This window comes from Bacillus sp. 491mf, assembly GCF_900112415.1.
Taxonomy (GTDB): Bacteria; Bacillota; Bacilli; order Bacillales; family Bacillaceae_G; genus Bacillus_A.
Map to the genome: position 1 here is coordinate 41,704 of NZ_FOLV01000029.1, position 6,161 is coordinate 47,864.

General features: G+C 36.1%; 6 protein-coding genes. All 6 read right to left on the reverse strand.

The window, feature by feature from the left end; translation table 11 throughout:
- Positions 1-149: 149 nt before the first annotated feature.
- Complete coding sequence (locus BM211_RS19510) at positions 150-1,535, reverse strand: ABC transporter substrate-binding protein (RefSeq protein ID WP_090999054.1); 1,386 nt, start codon at positions 1,533-1,535, stop codon at positions 150-152.
- A 91-nt stretch (positions 1,536-1,626) separates the two neighbouring features.
- Complete coding sequence (locus BM211_RS19515; protein WP_090999056.1) at positions 1,627-2,445, reverse strand: carbohydrate ABC transporter permease; 819 nt, start codon at positions 2,443-2,445, stop codon at positions 1,627-1,629.
- Positions 2,442-3,374, reverse strand: coding sequence for a carbohydrate ABC transporter permease (locus tag BM211_RS19520; RefSeq protein WP_035432930.1), 933 nt, complete (start codon positions 3,372-3,374; stop codon positions 2,442-2,444). Before BM211_RS19520 ends, BM211_RS19515 begins: the two co-directional genes overlap by 4 nt.
- The gene (locus BM211_RS19525) at positions 3,371-4,462 is read right to left on the reverse strand and encodes an ABC transporter ATP-binding protein (protein ID WP_090999058.1); all 1,092 of its coding nucleotides are present in this window, start codon (positions 4,460-4,462) and stop codon (positions 3,371-3,373) included. The genes BM211_RS19520 and BM211_RS19525 overlap by 4 nt, the downstream gene beginning before the upstream one ends.
- 414 nt (positions 4,463-4,876) lie before the next feature.
- Complete coding sequence (locus BM211_RS19530) at positions 4,877-5,656, reverse strand: sulfite exporter TauE/SafE family protein (RefSeq protein WP_090999060.1); 780 nt, start codon at positions 5,654-5,656, stop codon at positions 4,877-4,879.
- A gap of 375 nt (positions 5,657-6,031) precedes the next feature.
- The coding region (locus BM211_RS19540; RefSeq protein ID WP_177206966.1) for a DsrE/DsrF/DrsH-like family protein at positions 6,032-6,161 on the reverse strand (130 nt) is incomplete at its 5' end.

Sequence of the window (6,161 nt, forward strand, 5' to 3'; positions counted from 1 at the left end):
TTTTTTATAATCACATAAAATGTCGCTATTTTATACATCCTTCCGGTGCCTCTAGTCAAGCATTTAATCGTTTAAAAATACGCAGAGACTATCTCAGCTTTCAAGATAGTCTCTGCGTATTTTATAAATTTCCCCCGTTACGATATGTGTTATTTTTTACCGTTTGTTCTGTTTGCAATTTCAATAGCACGATCTGTTGCTTTCGCTGCATCATCTAACGCCTGTTTACCGTCTGCCCCGCCATACATTGCTTCTAGTGATTTTACAACCGCATCACGTGATTCAGGAAACACACTGATTAATGCTCCTTGTGTCGCTGGTGATGCTTTTGTAGACTGAAGTTGATTAACTGTTATTTTCAACTGTGGATATTTCTCATATTGTTCTTTTACTAATGGTTCATTATACGCCGATGGTGTAATAGCGAAATATCCTGTTTGTGTATGCCATTTCGCTTGCACATCTGGCTTAGTTAAGTACTTCATGAAATCCCATGCGCCTTGTTGTGTCTCCTTTCCAACCATATTTGTCATCCATAATGATGCCCCGCCAATTACAACACCTTTTGAATCTACGCCATCTGGATGAGGAATATATGCAACACCTACATCAAATTTAGATGTATCAATAATATTACGAACACCAGCAGAAGAGTCTAAATACATTGCTACTTGTCCAGATTGAAATGCTGCACGCATACCATCCCAATCGTTACCGTATTTTCCAAGTTCCCCATTTTTATTTAAGTTATTAAGCATTGTGAAAACTTTTTGTCCTTCTTTACTATTAAATACTGCTTTTTTAACAGAACCTTTACGGCCATTCTCATTATCTACATACAAGCCGCCTTGCGTTGCCAATAATTCTTCAAAGAACCAGCCATAGTTTAACATAGAGAAACCGTATTGCTTCGTTGTATTCCCCTCTTTTATCGTCAATTTCTTGGCATCTTCCTCTAGTTCCGAATACGTGCTAGGTGCTTTTTCAGGATCTAAACCTGCTTTCTTAAACGCATCCTTATTATAGATTAATACAGGTGTAGATGAGTTAAATGGCATGGAATACATTTTACCATTTACTGAATAGTAGTTTGTAATGGCTTTTTCTAATTTCGATGTATCATACTTATCTTTGTCTATCCACTCGTGTACAGGCGTAATTTTTTTACTATCAATCATATATTTCGTTGTAATTTCACTGGATTGTACTACTGCTGGTACGTCCTTAGATGTAGCCGTACTACGAAACTTTGTTAATAACTCCTCGTATGTGCCTTCAAATTCAGGTTTAATTTCATACTTATCTTGAGATTGATTATATTCTGCTGCGAGTGCATCTAATTTCTTTTGCAAATCTCCGCTCATTGCATGCCAAAAACGTACAACAACTTTATTCCCATTTTTTTCAACAGGTGCTGTTTCAGCTTTTGCTTGTGAAGAATCCTTAACTGAAGTTTGCGAACTTGAACATGCTGCTACTGACATTGCCATTGCCACTGCTGTAAGTAATAAAGAACCTTTTTTTACTAACTTCATGTTTTTATCCACCTTTTCTCATTTTTTATCCCGCTTTAACGGGCAGTAAGACCCCCACTGATTCAAGTTTCACTTTATTAGTAATGACACCTTATTTAATCGCACCTTTTGTCAATCCTTGTTGTAATTGTTTTTGACCTAAAAATAACAATATCAATGTTGGAAGAATCACAATTGTAATGCCAGCCATAACACCTCCCCAATCATTTGCTACTTCTTGTGTTTGCAATTGTTTAATCCCAATTTGTACTGTCCGAGATGTTGCATCATTCGTTACGAGAAGTGGCCACAAATACATATTCCAAGTTGTTAAAAATCCGTATACCCCTAACGTAATAAAGCTCGTTTTACAATACGGAACTACTACTTTAAAAAGGAATCCAAAATGACCAATACCTTCAATTAATGAAGCTTCTCGAAGTTCATGCGGAATTGTGAGGAAATGTTGTCTTAACAAGAAAATCCCAAAAGCCATTGCAAAAAATGGTACTGTTAATCCCATCAAAGTATTTGTCCATCCAAATTGCTGAACCAATAAGAAATTCGGAATCATTGTTGCTTCCCATGGAATAAGCATCGTTGAGATGAATAAGAAAAAGATTGCATTTCTTCCTTTAAATCGTAAAAACACAAACGCATATGCTGCTAAACTAGATACAATAAGTTGTCCAATCATAACAGTTGTTGAAATGATAAAACTATTTCTCAAATATAAAAGCAATGGTACTTTATCGAAAATATGAACAAAATTATTAAAAGTGAAATTCGTCGGAAAAAGATGACGCATTTGGATATCATCAGGTGTCATAAATCCGATTGAAGCTGCATATAACACCGGAAAGAATACAAGTATTGCACTAAGTAAAAGTAATATGTATAACAATACTTTCCGTCTCCATGTATAACTCATTGATAATGCACCTTTCTTTCCGCAAATTTAAACTGAAGTATTGTTGCAATAAAGATAAAAATAAACAACACGATAGCTTGAGCGCTTGCTGTACCAAACTGGTAATTCACAAAGGCTTCCTTATAAATTGAATAAACAATTAAATTCGTTGCATTGTTTGGGCCACCCTTTGTTAAAATATCGATTTGCCCAAAGCTTTGAACTGCATTGATTAGCGTAACAGTTGCTATAAAAAATAAAGTTGGCGATAACATCGGCAATGTCACTTTACGAAGTCTATAAAAATAAGATGCACCGTCAATTGATGCACTTTCATAAAGTGTCGTATCAATATTTTGCAAGCCTCCTAGAATTACTAAAAATGAAAAACCAATATTCATCCAAATCGTTGGAATAGATACCGAGATTAATGCCCACTTTTGACTGGTTAGCCATTCAATTGTAGGTAGATGAAGAATGCCTAGTATATTATTAAACACACCAACACTTGGATGAAATAAAAACAACCAAATCACCGCACTCGCAGCCACGGAAATTCCCATTGTGGAAGAAAAAAGCACACGAAAAATCCCAATCCCTCGTAACTTTTCATTCGCTAGCAATGCTAGAAATAAAGAAATACATATGCTAGCAGGAACAGTATATAAAGTAAATAAACACGTCGATTTTATACTTTGATAAAAAGAAGGATCTGTTAATAAATATTGATAGTTTTCTAGACCTACAAAGACACTTGCTTCACCTTGGGCGTTCGTTAAATGAAAGCTATAAAATAACGTTTTAATCAACGGATAAAACAAAAATACCGAAAATAAAATAAGTGATGGAGCCAAAAATATACAAGCTATACGTAAATCCGATGCCCGGTTCCATACATTCCGTTTTCTTACACTTTGCTGCTTTGTTAAAGGTTTCGGCACATCGATCATGTTATAGCCACCCCTTGCTCACTATGTAATAATAAGAATTCTAATGTAGATTGTTCAAAGAAGTGTAGCTTATCTACTTGAAACTGTACATGTACAATTTCATCTCGTTTACACTTCAATTGTCCAGTCACCTTAGCACTCCACATGTTATTGTCTACTAGAAAATTAACAATTGATTCATTACCTAATACTTCAACAGATTGTACAATAACAGGCTGTCCCTGCTCGCCAATACGAATATATTCTGGCCTTATACCGATACGTACATCTGTATGTTGCAATTGACTAACTAACGAATCTGTAAGCGGAATACGTAAAGATCCTACATGAGCAGAATTTTGCGTCGTATCAATTTGACAATTAGCAACATTCATAGACGGAGAACCAATAAAAGTAGCAACAAATTCATTTTCTGGCTTGTTATATATATCAAGCGGTGTCCCTACTTGTTGGATTTCTCCCTTATCTAATACCATCATACGATCTCCCATTGTCATCGCTTCAATTTGATCATGTGTTACATAAATCATTGTAATGCCAAGACGCTGTTGAATATCTCGAATTTCCATGCGCATTTGCGCCCTCAGTTTTGCGTCAAGGTTAGATAACGGTTCATCCATAAGACAGATCGGTGCTTGACTGACAATTGCCCGTGCAAGTGCTACACGCTGACGCTGTCCTCCTGAAAGTTCTCTCGGCTTCGCCTTTATATATGGAGTTAATCCAACTAATTCAGTAGCCTCCATTAAACGTTTTTTCTGTTCCATTTTCTCTATTTTTCGTACCTTTAAGCCAAATAAAATATTTTCTTCTACCGTAAGATGCGGATATAACGCATAGTTTTGAAATACCATTGATAAGTGACGATCTTTCGGTTGCAAGTCATTTGAAACAACTTCATCAATTAAAAGATGGCCTGATGAAATCGTTTCTAACCCAGCGATCATTCGAAGTAATGTACTTTTCCCACACCCTGAAGGTCCTACTAAAACGAAAAACTCCCCTTTTTGAATCTGAACAGAAACATCTTGTACTGCTTTTTGAGTTGAGTTTTCATATGTTTTACATACGTTTCGCAAAGTAATCATGATATAATCCCCTCTTATTTCCAAATATAAAAGAATGAAAAAATCAGTCTATTTTTACAAAAACAAATAACACCTACTTGCATATATAGACTGTCATTCACACACAATACATAGACAACTTTTATGATCTCTTATTGATTGTGAATGGCACTATTCTATGCAAGCAGGTGTTCGTAAATTATCTCTATCCATACATTCTCACAAATATTATTTTTTAGTCGAAGTTTGTTTCCTTTTTATATTTTTACTATAACCTTTAATTATTAAGGGATTTTTAACCATGTGTGAAATTAAAGTAAATATTTTACTATTCAAGAGCAATCTGTAATTATTGAAATTTCCTCTTCACAAAAAAGGCTTTTGGAGAAGAAATTCCGCAAACGAAAATTCTTCTCCAAAAGCAAAATGGGTATATTACAACAACATATCCATCCAAATCTTAACCGATGTTGCGACAATTAATATCGCTAATATCCACTGTAATATTTTTTGGTTCATTTTCTTACCGATACTTGCTCCGATAGGTGATGCAAGTAAACTTGCAACAGCAATGATTATAGACGGAAATACAACCACTTGTCCTGTAGAAATTTTTCCAACCATAATACCTATAGACGAAATAAAAGTAATCGCTAATGAAGTCGCGATTGTCATACGTGTAGGCAATTTGAGAATAACAAGCATAATAGGCACTAACAAAAAAGCTCCTCCTGCTCCAACAATGCCTGAAGCAGATCCTACAATAAAAGCGAAAACACTAGCCAACCATTTATTATACGTTAGTTCCTCTAACGGGAGATCATCACGATTCTTTTTCGGTACAAACATCATAATAGCTGCAATTGTAGCTAAAATTGCATACACAACATTTACTTGATTCTCATCTAGTACTTTGGAACCAAGACTCCCTGCAAAACTTCCTATTAAAATACTCGTTCCCATATATAGCACTAATGTTTTATTTATATAACCACTTTTATGATACGCCCATACACCTGCAAAAGTTGCAAAAAACACTTGTACAGCTGTAATCCCACTTACTTCATGCGCTGTATACCCAGTAAACCCTAATAGCACTGGAATATACAAAATCATGGGATAGTTAATAATGGCACCACCAATGCCGACCATTCCCGAAATAAATGAGCCAATAAAACCGATGATAAAGAGCACAGCGATAAAGCCAAGGCTCATCTTTATTCTTCCCCCTTTTGTAAAGAAGGTATGCTATTCAAAGAATACCCTAATCCATTTCTTTATTTCGATAAAGTGAAACTTTAATCAGTGGGGGTTTTCTTCATCCCCCACTGATTATCAGCCCTCACCAATCGGGCGCATGCCAGCAGTTTATCTCCCTCCTAACTTCTTAAGAAAAGCGGAAGCGGCTCGCTCAGAATCGCAGGGCGCCCACGCCCCTGACAAAGAGGCGCTTTTTGCCTCGTCCGAGGGGGCGAAACGACCGGAGATTCTAGCCGCTGGAGCTGGACAATGCTTTCGCCGAATTTTGAGGTGGGAGTATTACTGCCCACGAATAGCGGGATAAGTGCAACTACCCATTAGAGATTGAATTTAAATAAACAAGTTCACATTTCCTTCAGATGCATCCGCTAAATACGCTGCAACTCCGGCAAATTCAACATCTTCCATAATTTCTTCTTCTTTTAGTCCTAATAAATCCACTGTCATTTGACAAGCGACT